We start from the raw sequence: 22,481 nt of genomic DNA, 5'->3' as shown, positions 1-22,481 counted from the left end.
GGGCCTGTTGCCTTGTGGCGCACAACTTACCCGTTCTCGGCGGCCTGTCACCCAGGGTTAGAGCATGGCGGGGTCAGGAATTGCTTCAGGCGTGTGCTGCCGCCTGCGCCATTCCGGCCGTCAGGTCGCCATAGCCGGTTGCGCGGCGTTCATAGACGAGACCAAGCATTCTGGCTGCCTTTTCGGCGACCTTGTCGAGTTCCGGATCATTGGTCTGGGCCAGATAGATCAGCTTCTCGTAGTTGCCGAAATAGTCCTTGATCAACTCCGGGTGCTTGTCGAGGCCGAGCGGTTTCATGAAGAAGGCGTCGAACTGCCGGCAGAGGAAGTCGGTCATGTAGAAGGACATCATGTCGTCGTCGGCGACTTTCGCATAGGCCTCCATGCCTTGATAGAAGGCAAAGCAGTGCGGGCCCGCCATGCGCTCGACGCCGTGCTTCTCGCAGATGCGGTCGAGCAGGCCGCCGGTGCCGCAGTCGGCATAGCCGACGAAGATGTTGCTGTAGCCTTCGGCCTTGGCCTTTTCGATTGCCTTGTCCATGGCCGGGGCGATGCGGTCCGGATAGAAATGGAATTCTGCCGGCAGGCAGGTCAGGTCGAGGTGATCCAGTCCGAGCTGTTCCTTGACGGCCAGAATTTCGCGCGCAATCATCCCACAGGCGATAACGAGCAGCTTGTCGTCTTGATTCGGTTTCGTTTTTTGCGTCTTGGCCATGGAACCCGTCGAGCCGGCCTTCGTTGCTGTAGCGCTAATTTATCTATTGAGGGAGACACCGTCCATGAAACTGCTACGCATCACGCCAATTGCCATCTTGACCTGCGCCCTGGCCCTCACGGCTTGTGCGAACACCGTCCGAGGCGTCGGCAAGGACGTCAAATCAACCGCCAATGCGGTCGAGGACACCGTCAACAATCCCTGATCCGCGCCCGTACTTCTTCATCTGGGAACAAAAAAGCCGCGCTGCAAGGCGCGGCTTCCTGTTGTCCGGCCGAAATGACCAATCAGGCCGAAGCGCGCACATTGTGCTTGCGCTTCATGAAGTCCTTGGCGGTCTCGACCGCCACTGCCGCGTCGCGGCAATAGGCATCGGCGCCGACGGCCTTGCCGAATTCCTCGTTCAGCGGCGCGCCGCCGACCAGCACGACATAATCGTCGCGGATGCCCTTTTCCTTCATCGTGTCGATGACGACCTTCATATAGGGCATGGTCGTGGTCAGCAGTGCCGACATGCCGATGATGTCGGGCTGGTGCTGTTCGATCGCATCGAGATATTTCTCGACCGCATTGTTGATGCCGAGATCGATGACGTCGAAACCAGCACCTTCCATCATCATGCCGACGAGGTTCTTGCCGATGTCGTGGATGTCGCCCTTGACGGTGCCGATGACCATCTTGCCCTGCTTCGGCGCGCCGGTGGCGGCGAGCAGCGGACGCAGGATGAACATGCCGGCCTTCATCGCATTGGCCGACAGCAGCACTTCGGGAACGAACAGGATGCCGTCGCGAAAATCCTCGCCGACGATGCGCATGCCTTCGACCAGCGCTTCCGTCAGCACCTTGTAGGGCACCCAGCCGCGCTCGAGCAGGATGTTGGTGCCTTCCTCGATCTCTTCCTTCAGCCCGTCATAGAGATCGTCGTGCATCTGCTGCACCAACTCGTCGTCGGAAAGTTCGGAAAGGATGATCTCGTCGTCGGACATTTGTATCGAGCTCCTGCCGGCATCGCGACCATGTCGCAAGGCACACATCTTCGCGTTCATACCTAACCCGCTGAGGGCATGTATCCATAGCTGATTTGCGACTTCCCGCAAAAGGAAAGCGACCGTAACTCTCTTGGAATTCTTGTCGATTTTGCGACAGGCGTTGGCGCTGGCGGGCCGTTTCGAATAGGGTGCATGGCTACGATCTGGCAAGAAGCGGCGAGGCAGCCGCTATGGATTCCAGACAAGAACAGTTTCAGGGAAGAACCACCATGAGCGAACACGCGGCAGTCGATCAGGAAGCGTCAAACGCGCGACGTGGGCGTGGCGCCAGTGGCGGGGCAGCAGCCCGGCGGGCAGCACGTTCAGGCGGTGGCCCGGGCACGCAGCTCACCTACATCAAGCGCAAGATCAACGTTTATGAGGTGCTGGACGAGGAAGGCCTGGCGCTGATCGAGAAGAACACCGATACGGTGCTCGAGGAGATCGGCATCATCTTCCGCGACGACGCGGAGGCGTTGCAACTGTGGAAAGAGGCCGGCGCCGACGTCAAGGGCGAGCGCGTGCACTTTCCGAAGGGGCTGTGCCGTTCGCTGCTCAAGACCGCGCCGTCCGTCTACACCCAGCACGCCCGCAATTCCGAGCGTTCGGTGCAGATCGGCGGCAATGCCACCGTTTTCGCGCCGGTCTACGGTCCGCCCTTCGTGCGTGACCTCGATGGCGTCAGGCGTTACGCGACGATCGAGGATTTCCAGAATTTCGTGAAGCTCGCCTATATGGCGCCGTCGATCCACCATTCGGGCGGCACGGTGTGCGAGCCGGTCGATGTGCCGGTCAACAAGCGCCACCTCGACATGATCTACAGCCACATCAAATATTCCGACAAGCCGTTCATGGGCTCGGTGACCGCGCCGGAACGCGCCGAAGACACCGTCGCCATGGCCAAGATCGTGTTCGGCGACGATTTCGTCGAGAACAACACGGTGCTGACCAGTCTGATCAACGCCAACTCGCCGATGGTGTTCGACGAGACCATGCTCGGCGCTTTGAAAGTCTATGCGCGCCACAACCAGGCTTGCATCGTCACGCCGTTCATCCTTGCCGGCGCGATGAGCCCGGTGACGGTGGCCGGCACGCTGACGCAGGTCCTGGCCGAAGTGCTGGCCGGCGCCTCGTTCACGCAGCTGATCCGGCCGGGCGCGCCGGTGCTGTTCGGCACCTTCGCTTCGTCGATCTCGATGCAGTCGGGCGCGCCGACCTTCGGCACGCCGGAGCCGTCGCTGGTGTCTTATGGCGCCGCACAGCTGGCGCGCCGTCTCGGCCTGCCGTTCCGTACCGGCGGTTCGCTCTGCGCGTCGAAGGTTCCGGATGCTCAGGCGGCCTATGAAAGCGCCAACACGCTGAACTCGACCATCCTGGCCGGCACTAATTTCGTGCTGCATTCGGCTGGCTGGCTCGAGGGCGGGCTGGCGTCCTGCTATGAAAAATTCATGATGGACATCGACCAGCTCGGCATGACGCAGAAGTTTTCCGAGGGTGTCGACCTGTCGGAAAACGGCCAGGCGATGGACGCCATCCGCCAGGTCGGCCCCGGCAGCCACTATCTCGGCTGCGACCACACCCAGGCCAATTTCCAGACCGCCTTCTACCGCTCCAACATCGCCGACAACAATTCCTACGAGCAGTGGCTGGCCGAAGGCGAGAAGACAGCGCCGCAGCGCGCCAACGAGCTTGCCCGCCGCTGGCTGGAAAGCTACGAGGCGCCGCATCTCGATCCGAGCATCGACGAAGCGTTGAAGGACTTCATCGCCAAGAAGAAGGGGTCGATGCCCGACGCCTTCACTTGAAAGGAGCCCGAATCAGGCGGGGCTAAAGTCGCCAACATCATCCACAAGGAAGTCTGGCGGAGCGCGTTCTCCGATCCGGTCAAGAAGGAATGATTGCGCGTCGCGGCATGATCGAGGAGATCACGGCCGCGCTTGGCGCCAACGGCCTCATCCTGCGCGGCGGCTTTGTGTTCCCTGGCGACGAGGATGCTCCACATGGCACCTCGGGCGCGCCAGCAAGGTCCGTGCTGCTGGTGGGGCAGGCGGGGGCGGCACCTTGGCCGCATTTCCTGCGCTGGCGCGAAAACCAGCCACGGACAATCGCCGATCCGCTCGACAACTGGTCGCGGCAGGTCATTGGCGCCGTGGCCAATGAATTCCAAGCCCGTGCGGTTTCGCCTTCCGACAAACCCTATCTTCCGTTCCAGCAATGGGCGATGCGGGCCGAGGGTTTAAAACCGTCGCCGCTCGGCATCCTCATGCATCCGCAATACGGGCTTTGGCATGCCTATCGCGGTGCGCTGCTGTTCGAGGACGAGATCGCGCTTCCGGAGCAGGGCAAGGCGATCCACCTTTGCGACACCTGTGTCGAGAAACCTTGCCTGAGATACTGTCCGGTCGATGCCTATTCCACGGAAGGATTCGCCTACCAGTCCTGTCTGGCGCATGTGCGAGGAGCGAAGGGCGAGCCGTGCCGCAGCGGCGGCTGCCTTGACCGCAATGCCTGCCCCTATGGCATCGCCTATCGCTATCCGGCTGAGATCCAGGCGTTTCACATGGCAAGCTTTGCGTCAGCCGCCGACTGATCGGCGCCATAGCTTGGTGAGTTTCTATCTCATGGTAGTGAGTCAGTTTGAAATCTAAGCTTTGAATATCTCAGCTAGGAGTTCGATAGCCCGCTCCTGAGTCAACTCTGGATCCCAAGGATCGGATACAGAGATTGCCTCACGCTGGCGATCATCAATCTTAGGTCCCAACACCTGATAATATACATCGCGAATAATCGGGAGGAATTTGGCCTGGAATTGATTGAGTTCGGCCTTGCTCCGCTCTTGATGGAGAAAACTGACGGCGTGAGCCAATAGGAACTCTAACTTGGCGAATTCGGTAGGATCGAAATCATAGCTCTTCATGGCGGCGGCATAGCATATTGAAGTCAAGCTGTCCGCTTCTTGTAAGGGCCGCGCAGCACCGGCTTCTCAATTTCCTTCACTTCGATCAGCGCAACAATGTCACCAATCTCGCAAAGCTTTCATGATAGGGCGTCTGGGTGCATTGATTTAGTACCGGAAAATGTTCGCGGCTTTAGCGAGCATCCATCATGCCCTTCGATGTGTTCGAAATGAGCGCGCATCCCATTGTTACTTTCGCGGTGAGCGCGAACAGCACCATGACACTCGGGGCAGCGCTTTGGCAGGTCCGGGTTAAGACCAAGAGCTTGCTCAACGTGCAAGGGCGCCCAACCGTTTCGTGTCTTAGTTTCGGATGTGTCATCCATGCCTGAATTATCGCATTCAACGCCGGCCATTCAAAGGCTGAATTTCAGACTGACCCACTACCATCTCGATCAGTAGCTTGACGGCAGCCAGGAGTAGGCCTATTCATCAAGTCATCTGATGACTTGATGAATAGGTCGATGCAACCTGCTATCCGAACCAATCTCACCGACAGCGCCACCGAGAGCCTGCGCGCTGAAATCGTCAGCGGCCGCTGGGGCGTCGGCGAGCGTATCCCCAACGAGGCAGCTCTGACCAACCTTCTGTCGGTCAGCCGCGGCACGGTGCGCGAGGCGGTGCGGGTGCTGGTCTCGCAGGGATTGCTGGATACGCGCCAGGGCTCGGGCACCTATGTGCGCTCCGCCGTCGATACCTCTGCCGCGCTCGACCGGGTCAAGCGCAGCGGCCTGCGCGATCAGTGGGAGGCGCGGGCAGCGCTGGACCTCGAAGCCGCGAGGCTCGCCGCCTTGCGCCACACGCCAGCCGACCTCGATCGGATGCGGCAATTGCTTGCCGCGCGCGGCACTGTCGCCGAAGGCGGAAGCGAAGCCTTCATCCGGCGCGATCTCGCCTTCCACAAATCGGTTGTCGCGGCGTCCGGCAACAGGGCGATGATGGAGCTCTACGACTTCTTCACCGCTGCCATCACCGAGACCATCCATGCCACCATCGACGGCGATCTGCCCGAGCCGGACCACCAGGCGCATGCGGCAATCGTCGACGCCATTGCCGCGAGCGATCCCGAGCGCGCCGTTGCCGCCGTCCGAGCCTTCATGGCGCCGGTGCTTGCCCAACTTGAAAGACTGCTTTCGCAATGAACCAGAGTTTTCGTCAGCCTGATCCGAAGGCCGAGGTCGAGGGTCTGGAACTCATCGGTGCCGAGGCCGACAGCCTGCCCATGCCGCAGCCGCCTGAACTGCGCAGCCGTGCGGCGCGCATCGTGCTTGGCGCGAGCCTTGTGCTGATCGCCTTCAGTCTGCGGCCGCTGTTTTCGAGCCTGTCGGTGCTGTTGCCCGAGGTGATGCAGGCAACCGGGCTGTCGACAACGGGCGCCAGCCTGCTGACGACGCTGCCCGTCCTGTGCCTCGGCCTGTTCGCGCCCTTCGCGCCAAGGCTTGCGCAGCGCTATGGAGCCGAGCGCACTTTGCTCGGGGCGCTCGCCTTGCTGGTGCTGGGAACCGGCCTGCGCTGGTTCGGTACGGTTCCTCTGCTGTTTGTCGCGACTTTCCTGGCCGGCGGCGCCATTGCCATCGGCAATGTGCTGCTGCCGGGCCTGGTGAAGCGCGATTTCGCCGACAGGGCCGCCGTCATGACCGGGCTCTACACCATGGCGCTCTGCGCCGGCTCGGCCGCCGCCGCCGGCTTCACGCTGCCGATCGAGCATTTTGTCACCGGTTCATGGTCCGGAGCACTTGCTGCCTGGGCGGTGCCGACCCTGATTGTGTTGCTGATCTGGATTCCGCAGGCGCTGGGCAGCCGGCGGCAAGTGAGCCATCAAGGCTTTCGCGTCGTCGGGCTTTGGCGCGATCGCCTGGCCTGGCAGGTGACGCTGTTCATGGGGCTGCAGTCGGCGCTCGCCTATTGCATCTTCGGCTGGCTGGCGCCGATCCTGCGCGAGCGTGGCTTCGATGCGGCCACCGCTGGCGCCATGGTTTCGGTGTCAGTGATGGCGCAGGTCATCACCTGCCTCGCCGTGCCATCCTTTGCGATGCGGCTGAAGGACCAGCGCGGCATCAATGTGGCGCTCGTTGCCACGGCGGTGGTCGCGCTGCTCGGCATTCTCTTTGCGCCGACCTCGACGATGCTGTTCTGGGCGGTCCTGCAAGGCATCGGGCAAGGTGGCCTTATCGCGGCTGCCATGAGCTTGATCGTGCTGCGTTCGCCGGATTCGCATGTCGCCGCGCATCTTTCAGGCATGGCGCAAGGCGTCGGCTATGTGCTGGCGGCATTCGGTCCGCTGCTGGTGGGCCTGATCCGCGACTGGACCGGCAGTTTCTCGGGAACGGCGTTCCTGTTCGTCGCGCTCGGGCTTGGCGTAGCCATCATGGGGCTCGGTGCCGGCCGTGCGCTGCATGTCGGCGCGCGGACCGTGCGCGAGGGCGAGCAATAGCGTCCGCAATCCTGCACGAAATGTTGACTGCCACGCCCCGGGAATGCCTTGCCGTATGGCCTTGCGCGGATATGTATCGCGCATCAGTCGAACGGAGCGGGCGATGACGAAACACGACATTCAGATCAAGACCAGGGATGGTGTTGCCAATGCCGGGCTTTTCCACTCGGCAAACGCATCTCCTGCCAAGGCCGGCGTCATTCTCTATCAGGACGCCTTCGGTCCGCGGCCGGCGCTCGACGGTATGGCCGAGCGGCTCGCGAATGAAGGCTATGCGGTGCTGGTGCCCGACCTATTCTACCGCAATGCGCCCTACGGGCCGTTCGACGCCAAGACCGCCTTCGCCGAGGAAAAGACCAAAATCCCGCTGATGGCGCTGGTCACCGGCACGACACAGGAGATGACCATCAGCGACAGCGGTGCGTTCCTCGACGCGCTTGCTGCCGAGGGCATCACCGGGCCGATCGGCACCGTCGGCTATTGCATGGGTGGCGGCCGGGCGTTGAACGCCGCCGCTAACTATCCCGACAGGATAAGGGCGGCCGCAAGCTTCCATGGCGGCAATCTGGCCAGCGACGCCGCCGACAGCCCGCATCGCAAGGCAGCCTCCATCAAGGCGCGCGTCTATGTCGGCATGTCGGGTGTCGACAGAAGTTTCCCGCCGGAACAATCGATGCGATTGGAGGAAGCGTTGCGGGTTGCGGAAGTCGACCATGTCATCGAGAACTATGCCGGGATGGCGCATGGCTGGTGCGTGCCCGATCATAGCGTTTTCAACGCCGCGGGTGCCGAACGCCATTGGAAGCGGCTGACGACGTTGTTCGCCGAGACGCTGATCTAAGGCAGCGGTCGCGCCCCTGAGCAGGACGCTACGCGTCTTTGAACCAGAACGGCAGCCGATGCGGCAAAGAGTGAGCGATGCTTGCCCTTTCGACGGCGGCAGATGACTTTCACCTTGCCGCCGCCGGATCGGGCAGCACCTAGGCGTTTGCCTTGCGATAGGCTGCTACGACAAGCCAAATTGCGGAAAGCAGAAAGTAAAACGCGCCGAACCCGGCATAAGGGGCGATGTCCAGAATCGTCGGCGCAGCCGTGCCGAGGGATCGGCTGATCATGAAGCCGCCGGCGAGGGCCGACTGCTCACCACTGAGGATCATCGGCCATTGTGCGCCTTGGTAGCGCCAACGCTTTAGTCCCGTGTTCAGCTGCAGCAGGCCTGAGAGGATCGCCCAAACCCCAAACACGGCCAGAACGGCATACATGCTGTTGTTAACCGCCACGATGACGGCGAGCGCCGTTATCGTGCTGACCACGACATTCAAAGCCTGGGACGAGTTGGCCTTCAGGCCGCCATTTACCCTGGCGTCAACCAGATTGGCGAGAGCGTCCCATGCCGGGTAGATCACGAGCAGAAACGCGGTGGGACCGGGTTGCCCGTTGAACAGGATGGCGGCAGCAACCCAGGCGATAGAAAATATGGCGCGTGCGAAATAATAGGATCGTAGCCATCCGGACCGGGTGAAAGATTGGTTTTGCATTGGCAGATTCCTTGTTGCTGTCTACCTATTAGTAGGTAGACAAAACCCCTAAGTCAACCCAATGTCCGGAACACCTCCCTGTGAGAATCGGGAACGATGCAACCTTGACAGTTCGCCTACCAGAAGGTAGGCGGCGATATGAAATCAATGGCTTCGACTTCAGAAAAGATTCTCGATGTCGCGCAGTCTCTCATCGTCGCGGGAGGCTACAACGGGTTCAGCTATGCCGATATCTCGGCTGACATCGGCATCAGGAAGGCGAGTATCCACCATCATTTTCCGACGAAGGCCGAGCTGGTTTCGGTGCTGGTGGATCGTTACAGGCGGCAGGCCGAAGTGGGTTTGGAGTCTCTCCGGGGAGAACTCTCAAGCCCTGCTGAACAACTGCAGTCCTATCTGAACTATTGGCGGACATGCATTCGCGATGCCTCGCCGTCGTTCTGCGTCTGCGCGATGCTCGCCGGCGAGATGCAGATGCTGCCGGAAGAGGTGGCGTCACGCGTTCGTGCCCATTTCCAAAATCTCGCGGGATGGCTTACGTCGGTGCTGCGGGCTGGAATGGAACAGGACTTGTTCCGCTTGAACAACCGGCCGGAGGAGGAGGCCCAGATGCTGATGGCATCGGTTCACGGGGCAATGCTGTCCGCGAGGGCTTTCAGCGATCCCGGGCTGTTCACCATAATCGTCACCCCCCAGATCACCAGGCTGCTGGGACGGGATTGCTAGAAAACTATCGGGCCAAAGTGGTATCAGGCAGCGCAAGTGGCGCGCCCCAAATGAGTTGGTCGAGCGGGAACGAATAGCCTGATGCAATCCTATGATGTAGTGATCATCGGCGCGGGTGCCGCCGGAATGATGTGCGCCGTGGAGACGGCCAAGCGCGGCCGTTCGGTGCTGATCCTCGATCATGCGACGGCGCCTGGCGAGAAGATCCGCATCTCCGGCGGCGGCCGGTGCAATTTCACCAACATCCATGCCAGCCCGCAGAATTTTCTGTCGGGCAATCCGCATTTCTGCATTTCGGCGCTCAGTCGCTACACGCAGCGCGATTTCATCGCCCTCGTCGAACGCCAACGCATTGCCTATCACGAGAAGACGCTTGGGCAGCTGTTTTGCGACGGCTCGGCGCGCCAGATCATCGACATGCTGGTCTCGGAAATGCAGGGCAGGGGCGTGGAGCTGGCGCTCTCGGCCAGCGTTGAGGATGTCCGCAAAACCGTGGAGGGGTTTGCGCTCACCCTCTCCACAGGCTTGGTTACTTGCCAGTCGCTGGTGGTGGCCTGCGGCGGCAAGTCGATCCCCAAGATGGGGGCGACCGGTTTCGGCTATGAGCTTGCCGAACGGTTCGGCCTTGCCATTGTCGAAACGCGACCGGCGCTGGTGCCGCTGACCTTCGACGTAAACACGCTCGAACGGCTGGCGCCCCTGGCCGGCAACGTCGTCGACGCGGAAGTCGCCTGCGGCAAGACGCGGTTCTCCGAAGCGATGCTGTTCACGCATCGTGGCGTCAGCGGGCCATCTATCCTGCAGATCTCTTCCTATTGGCGCGAGGGCGATGAAATCCGCATCGCCATGCTGCCGGCAGTTGACGTGGCGGACCTCATTCGGGTGGCCAAGCGAAGCAATGGGCGGCAAGCGGCACAAACGGTGCTGGCAAATCATCTGCCGAAGCGGCTTGCGCAGTCGATCGCCGAGCGCACCGGGATCGACGGCAACCTTGCTGATCTTTCCGACGCCCAGATGAAAACCATAGCTGCCGCAGTCAATGACTGGCGCATCAAGCCTGCCGGCTCAGAGGGCTACCGCACCGCCGAAGTGACGCTGGGTGGGGTCGACACCAACGGGCTGGACCAGAAGACGATGCAGGCGAAATCCGTGCCGGGCCTGTTCTTCATCGGCGAAGTCGTCGATGTCACGGGTTGGCTGGGTGGCTATAATTTCCAGTGGGCATGGTCGTCGGGCTGGGTGGCAGGCCAGGCGGCCTAGACTTGCGTCTGTGGCTTCGCCCCGGCAGCCGCTTTCTTCTTCTTTTTGGCCTGATTGTAATCGATCGCTGCGCGGACGAGCTCTTTTAAAGCGCCCTCATTGAGCCTGTCGCCCTCGAACATGTCGATTGCCCGCCACACCTTGCCGCCAAAACCATTGTTGAACAGATTGTCGGGGTCCGGCAGGCTGGCGCCATGGGAAAAGGTCAGCTTCACCTTGTCCTTGTGGGCGTTGCCGACCACGATGTTGCCATCGAGGCACCATACCGGGCTGCCCATCCACTTCCACTCCTCGACGATGTCCGGGTCGGCTGCAAGGATGGTCTTGCGGATGCCGGCGAGCGTATCGCCGCGCCAATCGATGAGGCCGGCGATCATTTGGTCGATATGTTGCGAGGGGGTCATTGGGTGTCTCCTGTGTCTCGACCCGTTTCAACCGCCGCCGTTACCAGCGCGCCAGCTGGGTGATCTGAACGAGGTTGCCGCAGCTGTCGTTCAACTGGGCGATGGTCGAACCGGTCGCCTCGGTCGGCGGCTGGATAAACGCACCGCCCTTCGCCTTGATGCGCTCGTAGTCGCCCTTGACGTCGTCGGTGAAGAACATGACCGCGGGCTGGCCCTGCTTGAAGATGGCTTCCTGATAGGCCTTGGCGGCCGGGTTGTCGTTGAGCGCGAGTTGCAGCTCGGTTCCATCAGGCTCTTCAGCCGAGGCCACGGTCAGCCAGCGATAAGGCCCGTTGCTGAAATCGGCCTTTTTGGTGAAGCCCAGCACGTCGGTGTAGAAGCGCAGTGCGTTTTCCTGGTTGTCCACATACACGCTGGTCAGCTTGATCTTCATGGCTCTTTTTCCTCTGTCATAGTCGGTCATTACGGGATCCAGCCGGGCAGGGCCGCGGCCTGCTTGATCCATTCCACCATCCTCGCCTCATCGAACGGATCGTCTTCGCGGATGTCGATCCAGCGCACATCCTTGCTCTTGGCCGTGCCGCCAGGCGGAATCGGCCGCAACGACGTGCCGCTGAAGAAGGTCACTTTCAAATAGTGGGTGAAGACATGGAAACTCACGAACCAGCCTTGGCCCTCGACGCCGTAGAAGGGCGAGTTCCAGCGCACGGCCTTGCGCACGTCGGGCACGTTGTGTTCGATGAGCGCGTCGAGCCGCTCGCCGAGGCCACGCTTCCAGCCCGGCATTGCAGCGATGTAGGCCTGCACCGGAGCGTCGCCGTCGCCCTTGGCGATTTGCGGGTTGCCACCCGAGAGCAGGACCGGTGCCGCTTTGGTCGACTGACCCTGCGTCTTGGTCATTCTACCCACTCCTATCCGCCGGCACGCTGCGCGCCGCGGCCCCTGGCGGCATAGGGCAGCACGAACATGTACAGGCCGCTGAACAGCAGCAGGAAGAGCGGCAGGAGCGGCGAATAGACTACCCAGGCGGGAGGCTGGCCGAATGCCATGGTGGCGAAGTTGGCGACAACGGTCAGCGTAAACATAATCGACAGCCAGCGATGAATTTGCCGAACCCACTTGTTCCTGTCCAATAGCTCCTCCTGTCAAAACAGACCGAAGCGGACCCGTGATCCGCATGTCGGCGGGTTCAATCCATCCGCGCCAGGACCTGACCCAGATTTGTAAAGTACTGCCGCCACCCACTCGTCGCGCCCCGATACGCCTGCTCCTGATCCGGCCGGAAGCCGGACTGTTCCATACGCAACCGGGTGCCCGTGCTGGTCGGCATGAGGGTCCAGGTGACGACACTCTCGAGGCCATAGGCCTGCCACGTGTAGGACAGTGTCTTGTTCAGCTCGACGGCTGTTACCTGACAGTCGACAACAATGCTCACGTCGGTTTGCGTTTCCTTTCGCAGATTGAAACGGTGGTCCACAACTGGCTTGAAGTCGTTCTTCATCAGCCATTCCTCGATCAGATGCGGTTGGGTCAGCGCGCGCCAGATTTTTTCCGGCGGATAGGGGATCTCACGTTCGACGACGACGGAGCGCGTTTCGGTCGCAATGTTGGTCATTGGTCCATTCTTTTGAGCAAATTTTCGAGGTCGTCGAACCGGCTCTGCCAGAACGCATTCATCTGGTTCGTCCAGTCGGTCAGCGGGGAAAGTGCTGCGATCTGGGCGCTATAATGGGTCTGCCGTCCTTGATGGCGGTCGCGCACCAGCCCGGCCTGCCTGAGTACGCCGAGATGCTTCGACACCGCAGGTTGGGAGACCCCCGACTGAGCCGTCAGGGCGCCGACCGTCTGCTCGCCTTGTCGGCACAGGCGCTCGAAGATCGCACGACGCGTCGGATCGGAGAGCGTTCTGAAGAGGATATCGTGAGCGTTCGTCATTGGGATCGATAACCCGGTGGCTATTGATTGACGTATAACCGCCGAGATATGGATGTGTCAAGCGGGGTGCCGGCGGTCACGATCCGGCGGTTTCCAAAAAAATCTTTCCATTGCCCAAGGATTAGCCATTAGCCTTCGTCCAACAGGCAAATGATGGCGATGATGCTGGATGAAAGCGAAGCCTCCGACGCCGAACTGATCGGGCGGGCGAAGGGCGGAGACAGGGGGGCCTTCAGCACATTGCTGGAAAGGCACTATGACTTCGTCTATCGCGCTGCCTATCGCTGGTGCGGCAGGAAGGCCGATGCCGAAGACATCGCCCAGGAAGTCTGCGTCAGGCTCGGCAAGGCGATCCGCGACTATCGCGGCGGCGGCGCTTTCACCACATGGCTCTATTCCGTGACCCTGAACGCCGCGCGCGACATGATGCGAAAGTCCGCCCGCGAGACCGTGAAGACCGAGGCCTATGGCGTCCATGCACTGATCTCAGGCGAGGCGTCGGTCGAACCGGAGGATCCGGCCGAAGCGCTGTGGACCGCGGTGCGGCAACTGCCGGACAAGCAGCGCGACGCCGTGCTTTTGGTCTATGGCGAAGGATTGAGCCACGCGGCCGCCGCCGAGGCGATGGCGATCTCGGAGACGACGGTTTCCTGGCACATCCATGAAGCGAAGAAACGGCTGAAGACGCTGATGCGCGCGGCCGGGGAAGTGTGACCATGGTCGACGACAACGAACTCAACAGACTGCGCGATATCGCAGCACCGGCGCCCGCCAAGGATGCCAAGGCACGTGCCTTCGAGGCCGCCCTGCGCGCCTATGATCAGGAAAATATTTCTGCTGTCACCCAAGGATCGATTGGCGGGCTTCGTCTCACAGAGCGAGCACAAAAGCTCTGGAGCGAGATCATGCAAAAGAAACTCATTGCCACGCCGGCCCTTGCCGGGCTCGTCGCCCTGCCGATCGCCGGATACGCCACCTTCCATTTGCTGAGGGAACAGCCGCCCAAATTCGGCGGCGACGAGAAGATCACCGAGACGCTGGCCGACAAGCCGGCGACGGTGAAGCCGACGACCGCCGAGCCGAAGCCGGCTCGCGGCGAGTTGGAGAAGGACAAGAAGGCAGACGCGGATGTGGAAAGCCGCGGCGCGACCGATGCGCTTGTGGCGCCGGCCTCGCCGCAGAAATCCGAATCGACCGTTGCTGGCGGCGCGGCACAACAAAATGCGCTGGAGCGCGGTGTGCTGGCCGAGCCTGCGCCACCGGCACCGACAGGTGAATTCGCGCTGGATGGCGCTGCAAGTGTACCCAGCACCTCGCGAGCCCGCATGCCGGCCGAATCCAAGCTGATGGCGCCGCAGCAGCCGTCGATCTTGCCGGCCGACCAGATGCAGCCGCAACCGGAAAACCGCGACCGCATCGAGGATTTCAAGACCAACCCGGTGCATGCGGCACTCGAGGATCCGGTCTCGACCTTCTCGATCGACGTCGACACAGCCTCCTATTCCTTCGTGCGCGGCTCGCTGAAGCAGGGCACCCTGCCGCAGGCCGATACTGTTCGCGTCGAGGAGATGATCAACTACTTCCCCTATGACTGGAAGGGTCCGGAGTCGGCCTCGACACCATTCAACTCGACCGTCAGCGTCATGCCGACGCCGTGGAACACGCAGACCAGGCTGATGCATGTCGCCATCAAGGGTTTTGACGTCAAGCCGACCGAGCAGCCGAAGGCCAATCTGGTCTTCCTGATCGATGTCTCGGGCTCGATGGACGAGCCGGACAAGCTGCCGCTGCTCAAATCGGCATTTCGCCTGCTGGTCAGCCAGCTGAAGGCCGACGACACTATCTCGATCGTGACCTATGCCGGTGACGCCGGCACAGTGCTGGAGCCGACCAAGGCGTCCGAAAAGGACAAGATCCTCAGCGCCATCGACAATCTGACGCCCGGTGGCAGCACGGCCGGCGAGGCGGGCATCAAGGAAGCCTACAGGCTGGCGCAAAAATCCTTCGTCAAGGACGGCGTCAACCGCGTGATGCTTGCTACCGACGGCGACTTCAATGTCGGCCAGACCGATGACGACGACCTCAAGCGGCTGATCGAAAGCGAGCGCAAGACCGGCGTTTTCCTGTCGGTGTTCGGCTTCGGCCGCGGCAATCTGAACGACCAGATGATGCAAACCATTGCCCAGAACGGCAACGGCACCGCCGCCTATATTGATACGCTGGCCGAGGCTGAAAAGGTGCTGGTCGAGGATGCCTCGTCGACGCTGTTCACCATCGCAAAGGACGTGAAGATCCAGGTCGAGTTCAACCCGAACAAGGTCTCGGAATATCGCCTGATCGGCTACGAGACCCGCGCCTTGAACCGCGAGGATTTCAACAATGACCGCGTCGATGCCGGCGATATCGGTTCGGGCCACTCGGTCACCGCGATCTACGAGATCACGCCCAAGGGCAGTGGTGGCGAGCAGATCGACCAACTGCGTTATGGCCAGGCGTCGGTGGACAATGGCGGCGTCGCCAATGCGGACGAATATGCCTTCGTCAAGATCCGCTACAAGCTGCCGAATGAAGACGTCTCGAAGCTGATCACCACGCCGGTGACCTCGGCCAACGAGATCTCGTCCTTCGACCAGGCCAGCACCGACCAGCGCTTCTCCGTCGCGGTCGCCGCCTTCGGCCAGAAGCTGCGCGACGAGGATGCGACCGCGAAGTTCGGTTACGACAAGATCATGGAGATCGCCACTGCCGCTCGAGGGGCCGACCCGTTTGGGTACAGGGCCGAGTTCCTCTCGCTTGTGCGCCTTGCCTCTGCGCTGGGCGGTAACCGGTAAGTGGTGATGACGGCCGGTTTCTTTCAGATGGGATCGTTCTGATACGGGGGAACCGACCGCGGGCGGGTGAGGCAGGCCGGCGAGGGAAACCTTGCCGGCCTTTTTTCGCGGATTTTATGGGTCGTTAAATTGCGCGGCAATTCCGGTACCGGATGGCAACCCCCTCCTTGTTACGCAGGACAGGTGTACTGGGCTTGAGGGAGCCGAAATTGCAGATCAGGACTATCGCCAACTCGATACCCCCGGCGCCAGACGCCTCGGCGGTTTCATCGGCCCCATCATCGGAATCCAGGCGTGACAATGTCGCACAGGCGCGCCACACCGCCCTGTCGGCGCTGACCAACGACCGCTTCCGCATCATGCTGGAACAGATCACCGACCCCAGCGCTTCGGGCGCGCTGATGACGATGCGCGGCGACAATGTGGTCGACTTCAAGTCGGCGCAGTCGAGCTACGCCGACAACAGCGAATAACCGAAATCGATGAGGTCAGGCCCGGCTGCGGCGGCGCTCGCGGCGGGCTTCGCTGGTCTCGGCGGTGTTTTCCGTCGCGACCTGGTTGCGCATCGGACCAATGCGCTCGACGATCGCCGCAACCGTCGGACGATCCGACTTGGTGTGCGCGTCGAGCGCCTTGCGCATGGCGGCAAGGTGCTGGAACGAGGTGCCGCAGCAGCCGCCGATAATCTTGGCGCCGCCATCGACGGCGAGGCGCACATAATCGGCCATCAGTTCGGGCGTGCCGGAATAATGGATTTCGGTGCCGCGGAATTCGGGAATGCCGCAATTACCTTTGACGATCACCGTCGCCTCCGGCTTCGCCTCGGTCATGTCGAGCAGCGAGGCCAGGATGTCGGACGCGCCAACGCCGCAATTGGCGCCAACGCCGAGCGGCGCCTGCGACAGCCCGTCGGTGACGCCGTGGATATCCCTGGGCAGCAGGCCCATCATGGTGCGGCCGGCAGTGTCGAAGGAACCGGTATAGGTGTAGGGCAGGCCGACGCGGATAGCAGCCTCGGCGGCGGCCCGGATCTCGTCTGGAGCCGACATCGTCTCGATCCAGGCGACTTCGGCGCCGCCTTCCTTGAGGCCCTCGATCTGCTCGGCGAAGGCGTCGACTGCCTCGTCATAGGTCATGGCGCCCAGCGGCACCAGCAATTCGCCGGTCGGGCCGACCGAACCGGCGACGATCACCTTGCGGCCGGCCTTGCCGGCGACCGCACGCGCAAGCTCAGCGGCGCGTTTGTTCAACGCGTGCACGCGATCCTGCGCATGGTGCAGCTTCAAGCGGTGACGGGTGCCGCCGAACGAGTTGGTGAGGATGATGTCGGCGCCGGCATCGACGAAATTCTGATGCAGGCTGGTGATGGTGTCGGGCGCCGTCTCGTTGAGCAGCTCTGGCGCCTCGCCCGCCTCCAGCCCCATGGCGAACAGGTTTGTGCCGGTGGCGCCATCGGCCAGCAGCACGCCCTTTTCAGCCAGCAGCTCATCGATCGGGTTCGTGGTCGTCATCGGATTGGCTTTCATGTTTCGAATTCGAATAATGATATAAAGAAGTCTTTATGTGTAGTCAATGATTTTGCCGCGACCGCTCGGCCAGATGGTGCCCTTTCCTCACGATCCGGGGGTGATCTCGACGTGGATCTCGGTGCAGATGCCGCCATTGGTCGGGTGATGGTCGACCGAGCAAGCGGTGACCACCAGCAGGAGGTCCTGTTCGGCGCGCAACGTCACATAGCCGCCCGGCGGGTTGATCGACGCGGAAACCACCAGCCGACCGTCGGGTTCCGGCAAGGAGTTCTGAAAGAGATCGACCGGATCGGGGGCGAAAGGCAGCGATATGCCCTCTGTGGCCAGCGCCTGCATCAGATTGTCCCGGCAGTTCGGATGATTGGGAAATCCGGCGCGCTCATAAAGCGCGCTGTCGCAAGCGGGGTAAAGCATGTCGTGCGGACCCGGCGAGCCATCTTCGACCAGCGTCAGCATCGGCTTGGCGGCGGCACTGAAGAAACTGTCGCCGATTGCGGGAAAAAGCCGCTCGGTGATGTCACGGGTCTGCGAGGTGCTCAGCCAGTCGACCGTCGGGTCGGTGCTGAAAGCCCAGAGATCGGAAACCTGCTGTCCTTTGGGATCGATGATGCGGATGAGGTCGCCTTGTGAGACGCGGATGGCGCGGCCCGACTGGGGTGGAACGACGATGCGGCGCGGATCGGGCATGAGCTGTCCTTCAAAAATGGAAATGGCGTGGCCGGGACGAGGCTCCACCAGAGGACCATGATTGCCAGAGATCAGACCATGATTGCCAGAGATCAGACAGTGCCTGTTGGGAACGACATGCCGGCCAGCCTGTGCGCGAAGCCGGACGCCTCGTGCGCGTTGATGTCGGCGGCGCGGATCAGATTGTCAAAATGCTGGATCAGCGTCTGGATCGGCTGGGTGGCGTTGAGCACCAGATACATGTCGCCGACATAAATGGCGGCGCGATAGGGACCGAAGATGGTGTAGGGGATGGAATAGCGAATCCGCCCGTCATAGAGAAACAGCCGGAAGGTGGGGTAGAGGTCGTCGAGCAGCGTCGCCATGTGCAGCAATTGGGCGCGGCGGTCGGCTTCCGGGAAACGATCCCAGACACCCAGGCCGCGGGCGAAAATCTCCAGCGTATGGCGAGGCATGCAGACTTCCATGTCGGTTTCCGGCCGCCTGTTGTAGTCGATGCGGTATTGCGTTTCGCCGGCCTGGGCGAGGCGGCTCTTGTTGGTGATGCCGGCTTCGTAGTCGACCAATGCTTCGGTGCGCAGAAGGTCGGGAATGCCGGCCGGTACGTAGCGGATCTTGGTGCCGGCCGCCTCGGCATGCCATTTGGCCAGCAGCGTGCGGTCGAAGCCGTCCGGTGCCTCTTCTATCTCCAGGCTCTCGCGGATTTCGCCGGTGAGACCCTCGTCCTGGCTGAGGCCGAGAAGCCAATCGAGCGACACCTTGAACTCGGCGGCGATGTTGAGCAGCGTTTCCGCTCGGGGCAGGCGCGTCGAGGCGCCCGACAGCAGCTGCGACAGCGCCGAACGGTCGATGCCGACCGCGGTCGCGAAGGCCGACTGGTTGAGGTCGGAGCGTGTCAAGAGTGTTTTCAGGCGCTCGCGGAAGATCGTCGACAGGTCGCGCTTGTCCATGTGCGTGCTCCACCTCGATTGAGGAAAAATTTGCGCCGAATCGCTTCCGAGCGCACCTCAGGCGTAAATGAATCCCTAAGCCTGTTTACAATGTGTAACATGTGCGGTCAAAAATGCGCAATCGCAACAGTTTGTGTACTTTGTCTCGTTGAGTGGAATCACTTCTCCTGACACAATGTTGTCAGGAGCCAATTGGGGCTCCGGCGACTGAGGGGCAGTGGTCGATAGCATGACGAGCAAGAGCATCAGGCGACACAGCGCACCGGCCATAGAGTGGCCGACCGTGGTACTCGCCTTCTTCTGCTACGCAACTTGGCTCGCCACCGGTTTCCTGCTCTGGCCATCTTACCCCATACTGGCGCTCGCCCTCCTGGCTTTGACCGCCGCACTGCAATCGTCGATCATGCACGAAGTGCTGCACGGTCATCCGACACGCAACGCGCGGGTCAATGAAGCCTTCGTGTTCCTGCCGATCGGTCTGGTCTGGCCGTTCCGCCGCTTCAAGACCATCCATCTGCGCCACCACGCCGACGAGCGGCTGACCGATCCGCTGGACGATCCGGAAAGCTATTATCAGGCGCTCTGGCAGCACGACGAACTGCCGCCGACGATGAAATTCCTACTCAAGATCAACAACACCATGGCCGGCCGCTTCGTGCTTGGCCCGTGGCTGTCCTGCGTCGGCTTCTTCATCGACGATGCCAAGCACGTGATCGCCGGTGACAAGGCGATCCGCAAGGCCTGGCTGCTGCATGCGATCGGCCTTGCCGTCGTGATGCCGATCGTGCAGTTCGGCTTCGGCATCCCGCTGTGGCTTTACATTCTGGTGCCGGTCTGGCTCGGCCAGTCGCTGATCTCGATCCGTACTTTCGCCGAGCATCAATGGTCGGAACATCCGGAAGGCCGCACGGTGATCGTCGAGCGCTCGCCGCTGTCGTTCCTGTTCCTCAACAACAATTTGCACTTCGTCCATCACAAGACCCCGACCGTGGCCTGGTACAAGCTGCCCAAGCTGTTTCGCGATCGCCGTGAGGAATGGCTGCGGATGAACAATGGCTATGCCTATCCCAACTATTTCGCGCTGATCAAAGCCTATGCGTTCAAGGCGAAGGAGCCGATCGTGCACCCGGTGCTGCGGCGTCAAGCCGAGCCGGGCAGGGCCTTCAAGCCGCGCATCAGGGCGCGCAGCATCAGCGGACTCGGCAGTGCGCCGGTTCCCGCAGAGCCGCCGAAGGAATAATTCCGGTCTACCCGGAATCCGTGTCGGCCAATTCTGATTGGGCGCCGCGTTTTTGCGATCATTTTTCCAGACATGATGATTTGATATCCGGCATGAGTGAATTGGTTGCGGCGTTGCCGATGTATGACTGGCCCGAAATACGCGGCGAGGTCGACGCGCAATGGGCGCTGTTGCGCGACGCGTTTCGGCAAAAGGGTATCGACGCACCGCAAACCATCGTGCGGCGCAATGGAGACCTGCCGCCGGTGCCGGGCGGTATTCGTGATGCTGCCGGTGCATTGATCGCATCCGATCCAGTGACATTGCCGCCGGACGAACTCGATTTTCACAGACTGTGGCTGCACCCGGCGCTGCTGTTCGCGCAGACCTGCTGGGGGCCGATGGAACTCGGCCTGTCCAGGCATGTGCAGGTGGTTGCCCAGCCAAGCTACGACGCCTACGAAGGCGGGCAGGGCGAGCTCTATTCCAGCGCCATCGTCATGCTGGCGGATGGCGCGCCGTCGGTTGCCTCGCCCAATGACGGCAGCCCGCTGATCCCACTCGATCGGATCCGCGGCAAGCGCTTCACCTTCAACAGCCTCGATTCGATGTCGGGGTTCCTCGGTTTGACGCGCGACCTGGAGGCGATGGGCGAGAGCCTTGACCTCTTTGCCTCGCGCAGCGAAAGCGGTGGGCACCGTTCCTCGATCGTCGCAATTGCAGAGGGCAAGGCCGATATAGCGGCCATCGACTGCGAGAGTTGGGCGCTGGCGCAACGCTTCGAGCCGGCGGCGAAAAAGGTGGCGGTCGTTGGCTGGACCGGACGGCGCAAAGGCCTGCCCTACATCACCGCCGCAGGGACACCGGAAAAGACGGTTGGGGCGTTGCGCGAGGCCATTGCCGGGCTAGCCGAGCAGTCTCTTATCCAACGGGTAGGTTGAGAGCTGTTCGTTGCCCGTCTCGGTGATCAGTATCTGTTCCTCGATCTTGACGCCTTCGCGCCCGCCAAGCCTGCCGATATAGCTTTCCACGCACAGCACCATGCCCGGTTCCAGCACGCCGTCCGGAGTGTCCGATGTCCAGTCGCTGGCATGCGGCAAGGTCGGGTATTCATCGGCCAGGCCGACGCCGTGATAGAGCACGCCGTAGCGCGTCGGGAAGCAGTCGCCGGGCGGCACCGCCGAGCGTTCGACGAGGTCGCGAAACGAGATGCCTGGCTGCATCAGTGCCGCGTTGTGCCCGATCTGGTCGGCAGCGATGCGGAACAGGTCGCGCTGTTCGCTGGTCGGCTTTCCATCGCCGCACAGCCATGTGCGCGACAGGTCGGCGCAGAAGCCGTAGGGGCCGATCAGGTCGGTGTCGAAGGCGACGAGATCGCCAGCCTCGATCTTGCGCGACGAGCATTCCTGGAACCACGGATTGGTGCGCGGGCCTGACGTCAGCAGTCGCGTCTCGATCCATTCGCCGCCGCGCGCGATGTTGCCGCGGTGCAGTTCCGCCCACAATTCGTTTTCGGAAATCCCCGGCTTCAGCGCTTGTTCCATCTCGCCCATCGCCGCCTCGCAGGCGACGATCGCGCGGCGCATGGCGAGGATCTCGTCGGGTGATTTGATCAGCCGCGCGTTCTCCATCAACGCTTCGCCATTGCCGATGGAAATGCCGAGGCGAGCCAGCTCCTCGACGCCTTCCGGATTGATATGGTCGACGGCGATGCGGCTGTTGCCGCCGCCATGCTCTTTCACCAGATCGGCTATTCCTGCGGCCCAGCGGCGGACCTTTTGCTCGGTCAACTCACCGCCATAGAGATACATCCACGACACTGCCGGTCGCACTTCGTCGACGACGCCGGAATGATCGGACAAATGCTCGCAGGAGAAATAGTCGAACAGCACCACCGGCCCCTCCGCGGCGACAAAGCAATGCCGCGTCGGGTTGTGCGCCACCCATAGCTGCATGTTGGTGCTGTCTGTGGCGTAGCGGATGTTGACGGGATCGTAGAGCACGGCGCCGGCATAGCCGCGGCGCCTCAGCTCGGCGCGGATGCGCTCCAGCCGGTATTGGCGCATCGCCGCCAGATCGGGCGCGGCAATGCCTGCCGCGGCCCATTCAGCCTCGGCCTGCGCACCGTAGCCCAGCACATGCTGGTTGAGCGAAGCCGCCTTCTGGCGGGAGGCGTCGCGCAAGGCTTCGATCGAATCGGCTTCGAACGGCATGATTTTGCGATGCCGGCCAAAGCTGCCCTTCGGCCCCGCGTTGTCCATGGTCGAAA

Annotated in this window: 27 protein-coding genes; 13 read left to right on the top strand and 14 right to left on the bottom strand. The window is 61.9% G+C overall.

Annotated elements, in window-relative coordinates; translation table 11 throughout:
- Positions 1 to 85: 85 nt before the first annotated feature.
- Positions 86 to 715 (bottom strand): DUF1638 domain-containing protein, encoded by a 630-nt coding sequence (locus NP503_RS21965; protein ID WP_127271741.1) that lies wholly within the window; start codon positions 713 to 715, stop codon positions 86 to 88.
- A gap of 64 nt (positions 716 to 779) precedes the next feature.
- Here NP503_RS21965 and NP503_RS21960 point away from each other — a divergent pair, with 64 nt between their 5' ends.
- Complete coding sequence (locus tag NP503_RS21960; RefSeq protein ID WP_023812312.1) at positions 780 to 920, top strand: entericidin A/B family lipoprotein; 141 nt, start codon at positions 780 to 782, stop codon at positions 918 to 920.
- An 82-nt stretch (positions 921 to 1,002) separates the two neighbouring features.
- Here the strand turns inward: NP503_RS21960 and NP503_RS21955 are convergent, their stop codons facing one another.
- The gene (locus tag NP503_RS21955) at positions 1,003 to 1,701 is read right to left on the bottom strand and encodes a B12-binding domain-containing protein (protein WP_027029468.1); all 699 of its coding nucleotides are present in this window, start codon (positions 1,699 to 1,701) and stop codon (positions 1,003 to 1,005) included.
- A 272-nt stretch (positions 1,702 to 1,973) separates the two neighbouring features.
- On the opposite strand from NP503_RS21955, the gene NP503_RS21950 reads away from it, so the two are divergent.
- On the top strand, positions 1,974 to 3,548 hold the full coding sequence (locus tag NP503_RS21950) for a trimethylamine methyltransferase family protein (RefSeq protein ID WP_024501311.1): 1,575 nt from the start codon (positions 1,974 to 1,976) through the stop codon (positions 3,546 to 3,548).
- Positions 3,549 to 3,637: 89 nt separating this feature from the next.
- Positions 3,638 to 4,333, top strand: a complete 696-nt coding sequence (locus tag NP503_RS21945; protein ID WP_127267733.1) for a 4Fe-4S dicluster domain-containing protein — start codon at positions 3,638 to 3,640, stop codon at positions 4,331 to 4,333.
- Between the two features lie 54 nt (positions 4,334 to 4,387).
- On the opposite strand, the gene NP503_RS21940 is transcribed toward NP503_RS21945, so the two are convergent.
- Complete coding sequence (locus tag NP503_RS21940; RefSeq protein WP_127267734.1) at positions 4,388 to 4,660, bottom strand: hypothetical protein; 273 nt, start codon at positions 4,658 to 4,660, stop codon at positions 4,388 to 4,390.
- Between the two features lie 503 nt (positions 4,661 to 5,163).
- On the opposite strand from NP503_RS21940, the gene NP503_RS21935 reads away from it, so the two are divergent.
- From NP503_RS21935 to NP503_RS21925, 3 genes are all read left to right on the top strand, one after another.
- Positions 5,164 to 5,841 (top strand): FadR/GntR family transcriptional regulator, encoded by a 678-nt coding sequence (locus tag NP503_RS21935; RefSeq protein WP_127267735.1) that lies wholly within the window; start codon positions 5,164 to 5,166, stop codon positions 5,839 to 5,841.
- On the top strand, positions 5,838 to 7,133 hold the full coding sequence (locus NP503_RS21930; protein ID WP_127267736.1) for an MFS transporter: 1,296 nt from the start codon (positions 5,838 to 5,840) through the stop codon (positions 7,131 to 7,133). The genes NP503_RS21935 and NP503_RS21930 overlap by 4 nt, the downstream gene beginning before the upstream one ends.
- A 103-nt stretch (positions 7,134 to 7,236) precedes the next feature.
- The gene (locus NP503_RS21925; RefSeq protein WP_127267737.1) at positions 7,237 to 7,974 is read left to right on the top strand and encodes a dienelactone hydrolase family protein; all 738 of its coding nucleotides are present in this window, start codon (positions 7,237 to 7,239) and stop codon (positions 7,972 to 7,974) included.
- A gap of 139 nt (positions 7,975 to 8,113) precedes the next feature.
- On the opposite strand, the gene NP503_RS21920 is transcribed toward NP503_RS21925, so the two are convergent.
- On the bottom strand, positions 8,114 to 8,671 hold the full coding sequence (locus tag NP503_RS21920) for a DUF308 domain-containing protein (protein ID WP_127267738.1): 558 nt from the start codon (positions 8,669 to 8,671) through the stop codon (positions 8,114 to 8,116).
- 138 nt (positions 8,672 to 8,809) lie between these two features.
- Between NP503_RS21920 and NP503_RS21915 the strand changes: the two genes are divergently transcribed.
- Complete coding sequence (locus NP503_RS21915; protein ID WP_127267739.1) at positions 8,810 to 9,397, top strand: TetR/AcrR family transcriptional regulator; 588 nt, start codon at positions 8,810 to 8,812, stop codon at positions 9,395 to 9,397.
- 81 nt (positions 9,398 to 9,478) lie between these two features.
- Positions 9,479 to 10,657 (top strand): NAD(P)/FAD-dependent oxidoreductase, encoded by a 1,179-nt coding sequence (locus NP503_RS21910; protein ID WP_127267740.1) that lies wholly within the window; start codon positions 9,479 to 9,481, stop codon positions 10,655 to 10,657.
- Here NP503_RS21910 and NP503_RS21905 read toward each other — a convergent pair.
- From NP503_RS21905 to NP503_RS21880, 6 genes are read right to left on the bottom strand one after another with little or no spacing between them, the layout of a single operon-like run.
- A complete protein-coding gene (locus NP503_RS21905; protein WP_127267741.1) occupies positions 10,654 to 11,061 on the bottom strand; it encodes a DUF1801 domain-containing protein in 408 nt (135 codons plus the stop codon). The two genes, NP503_RS21910 and NP503_RS21905, sit on opposite strands and share 4 nt — an antisense overlap.
- 40 nt (positions 11,062 to 11,101) lie before the next feature.
- Positions 11,102 to 11,494: a VOC family protein gene (locus NP503_RS21900; RefSeq protein ID WP_127267742.1), complete on the bottom strand. Its 393-nt coding sequence runs from the start codon at positions 11,492 to 11,494 to the stop codon at positions 11,102 to 11,104.
- A 29-nt stretch (positions 11,495 to 11,523) separates the two neighbouring features.
- Entirely contained in the window at positions 11,524 to 11,961 is a 438-nt protein-coding gene (locus NP503_RS21895) for a DUF1801 domain-containing protein (RefSeq protein ID WP_127267743.1), read from the bottom strand.
- Between the two features lie 11 nt (positions 11,962 to 11,972).
- On the bottom strand, positions 11,973 to 12,194 hold the full coding sequence (locus tag NP503_RS21890) for a hypothetical protein (protein WP_127267744.1): 222 nt from the start codon (positions 12,192 to 12,194) through the stop codon (positions 11,973 to 11,975).
- A 56-nt stretch (positions 12,195 to 12,250) separates the two neighbouring features.
- Entirely contained in the window at positions 12,251 to 12,676 is a 426-nt protein-coding gene (locus NP503_RS21885; protein ID WP_127267745.1) for an SRPBCC domain-containing protein, read from the bottom strand.
- Positions 12,673 to 12,996, bottom strand: a complete 324-nt coding sequence (locus NP503_RS21880; RefSeq protein WP_127272723.1) for a helix-turn-helix transcriptional regulator — start codon at positions 12,994 to 12,996, stop codon at positions 12,673 to 12,675. The genes NP503_RS21885 and NP503_RS21880 overlap by 4 nt, the downstream gene beginning before the upstream one ends.
- A 153-nt stretch (positions 12,997 to 13,149) precedes the next feature.
- On the opposite strand from NP503_RS21880, the gene NP503_RS21875 reads away from it, so the two are divergent.
- The 3 genes from NP503_RS21875 to NP503_RS21865 all read left to right on the top strand — a co-directional run bounded on the left by NP503_RS21875 (position 13,150) and on the right by NP503_RS21865 (position 16,300).
- Positions 13,150 to 13,710: an RNA polymerase sigma factor gene (locus NP503_RS21875; RefSeq protein ID WP_127271980.1), complete on the top strand. Its 561-nt coding sequence runs from the start codon at positions 13,150 to 13,152 to the stop codon at positions 13,708 to 13,710.
- A gap of 2 nt (positions 13,711 to 13,712) precedes the next feature.
- Entirely contained in the window at positions 13,713 to 15,827 is a 2,115-nt protein-coding gene (locus NP503_RS21870) for a VWA domain-containing protein (RefSeq protein WP_127272722.1), read from the top strand.
- Between the two features lie 209 nt (positions 15,828 to 16,036).
- Positions 16,037 to 16,300, top strand: a complete 264-nt coding sequence (locus tag NP503_RS21865) for a hypothetical protein (protein WP_164748997.1) — start codon at positions 16,037 to 16,039, stop codon at positions 16,298 to 16,300.
- Positions 16,301 to 16,315: 15 nt separating this feature from the next.
- On the opposite strand, the gene bmt is transcribed toward NP503_RS21865, so the two are convergent.
- From bmt to NP503_RS21850, 3 genes are all read right to left on the bottom strand, one after another.
- Positions 16,316 to 17,338, bottom strand: coding sequence for a betaine--homocysteine S-methyltransferase (bmt, locus tag NP503_RS21860; RefSeq protein ID WP_164748998.1), 1,023 nt, complete (start codon positions 17,336 to 17,338; stop codon positions 16,316 to 16,318).
- A gap of 102 nt (positions 17,339 to 17,440) precedes the next feature.
- Entirely contained in the window at positions 17,441 to 18,043 is a 603-nt protein-coding gene (locus NP503_RS21855; protein WP_127267835.1) for a DUF1989 domain-containing protein, read from the bottom strand.
- Positions 18,044 to 18,135: 92 nt separating this feature from the next.
- Entirely contained in the window at positions 18,136 to 18,993 is an 858-nt protein-coding gene (locus tag NP503_RS21850) for a helix-turn-helix domain-containing protein (RefSeq protein ID WP_127267834.1), read from the bottom strand.
- A gap of 229 nt (positions 18,994 to 19,222) precedes the next feature.
- Here NP503_RS21850 and NP503_RS21845 point away from each other — a divergent pair, with 229 nt between their 5' ends.
- Positions 19,223 to 20,233 carry a fatty acid desaturase gene (locus NP503_RS21845; protein WP_164748999.1) on the top strand — a complete coding sequence of 337 codons (1,011 nt, stop codon included), beginning with the start codon at positions 19,223 to 19,225 and terminating at the stop codon, positions 20,231 to 20,233.
- A 92-nt stretch (positions 20,234 to 20,325) separates the two neighbouring features.
- Positions 20,326 to 21,153 (top strand): phosphate/phosphite/phosphonate ABC transporter substrate-binding protein, encoded by an 828-nt coding sequence (locus NP503_RS21840; protein ID WP_127267833.1) that lies wholly within the window; start codon positions 20,326 to 20,328, stop codon positions 21,151 to 21,153.
- Here the strand turns inward: NP503_RS21840 and NP503_RS21835 are convergent.
- Entirely contained in the window at positions 21,118 to 22,473 is a 1,356-nt protein-coding gene (locus tag NP503_RS21835) for a Xaa-Pro peptidase family protein (RefSeq protein WP_127267832.1), read from the bottom strand. The two genes, NP503_RS21840 and NP503_RS21835, sit on opposite strands and share 36 nt — an antisense overlap.
- Between the last annotated feature and the right edge of the window lie 8 nt (positions 22,474 to 22,481).

Source organism: Mesorhizobium sp. SEMIA396 (genome assembly GCF_024518615.1).
GTDB lineage: Bacteria > Pseudomonadota > Alphaproteobacteria > Rhizobiales > Rhizobiaceae > Mesorhizobium.
Note: the sequence above shows the minus strand (reverse complement) of the source record. Positions and strands in the feature narration are given on the sequence as shown.